Source organism: Bacillus sp. JJ1764 (assembly GCF_036962145.1).
In the GTDB taxonomy this organism is placed as follows: Bacteria; Bacillota; Bacilli; order Bacillales; family Cytobacillaceae; genus Neobacillus.
In genome coordinates, this window is the sequence record NZ_JBALNY010000226.1 from 1 (window position 1) to 1,320 (window position 1,320).

Below are 1,320 nucleotides of genomic sequence, written 5' to 3' on the forward strand. Positions count from 1 at the left end.
ATCCTGATTTTACTGTTAATACACTATTGTAAATATTAGAGGAGTGTGAAGACGGATGGTAACACTATACACTTCACCAAGTTGCACATCATGTCGGAAGGCAAAATCATGGTTAGAAGAACATGAGATTCCATACAAAGAAAGAAATATTTTTTCTGAACCATTATCGTTAGAAGAAATTAAGGAAATTCTTCGTATGACTGAAGATGGAACAGATGAAATTATTTCAACCAGATCAAAAACATTTCAAAAATTAGATGTAAATTTAGATTCAATGCCATTACAGGATTTATTTAAATTAATCAAAGAAAATCCTGGATTATTGCGTCGTCCGATTATTATTGATGAGAAACGTTTACAAGTTGGATATAATGAAGATGAGATTCGCCGCTTTCTACCAAGAAAGGTGCGTACTTACCAATTGCGTGAAGCACAACGTATGGTAAACTAAGTGTAAGACCTTCACATTTGAAGGTCTTTTTCTTGCATAAATATTTGTAGTTTTTTTGTTTATTTGTTATAATAAAAGGAATATCTTGATGAATATGAACTCCCAAATGATCCTCTGGTTTATGTAACTAGGCTATATGATGGTTTTAGTGATTTTAGATATTTTTATTTCCCTAATCACAGCTTTTGTCATAAAATGAAAGTACAAGAGTACTTAGTTTTTTGTCTAAAGTTCAGTTTGTATAAACCTTTTTATATGAGTCAATGCTATAGGTTATCTGCTTGGGGGTATTTAGTCCCTTCAATTATCGACGACGGAAGGGAGAGGTTGATATGGAAATTGAACGAATTAATGAAAATACCGTAAAATTTTATATTTCTTATGGTGATATAGAAGAAAGAGGATTTGACCGGGAGGAAATTTGGTACAATCGTGAACGTAGTGAAGAACTCTTCTGGGAAATGATGGATGAAGTCCATGATGAGGAAGAATTTGCTGTTGAAGGTCCATTGTGGATTCAGGTTCAGGCACTTGATAAAGGGTTGGAAGTACTGGTTACAAAGGCACAGCTTTCAAAAGATGGTCAAAAATTTGAACTTCCGATTCCTGGTGAAAAAAGTAAAGATTTACCGGTCGATGAAAAAATAGAAGAACTTTTGGATCAGCATTTCAATACAAATTACTCAGATGATGATGAAATATTGATTGAGGATGATTCATTAGAGTTTATGCTTGTCTTTAGGGAATTTGAAGATGTTATCATGCTTTCGAAACGCCCTGGTTTAGACGAGTTAATGACCAAACTTTATTATTTCGAAGGGAAATATTACTTATATACAGAATTCCCAGAAGATTTATTCGAAGAAGAT

The 1,320-nt window shown here is 33.1% G+C and carries 2 protein-coding genes; both read left to right on the forward strand.

Annotated features, from left to right (window positions below; genetic code table 11):
- The first annotated feature begins 55 nt into the window (after positions 1–55).
- Complete coding sequence (gene spxA, locus V7083_RS22765) at positions 56–451, forward strand: transcriptional regulator SpxA (protein WP_335482378.1); 396 nt, start codon at positions 56–58, stop codon at positions 449–451.
- 332 nt (positions 452–783) lie between these two features.
- Positions 784–1,320 (forward strand): adaptor protein MecA (gene mecA / locus V7083_RS22770; RefSeq protein WP_335482380.1); only part of this gene is annotated, 537 nt, incomplete at its 3' end.

What these genes read in the sequence shown, in the direction of transcription:
- spxA (WP_335482378.1), top strand. Translation starts at nt 56, where the DNA reads ATGGTAACACTATACACTTCACCAAGTTGCACATCATGTCGGAAGGCA.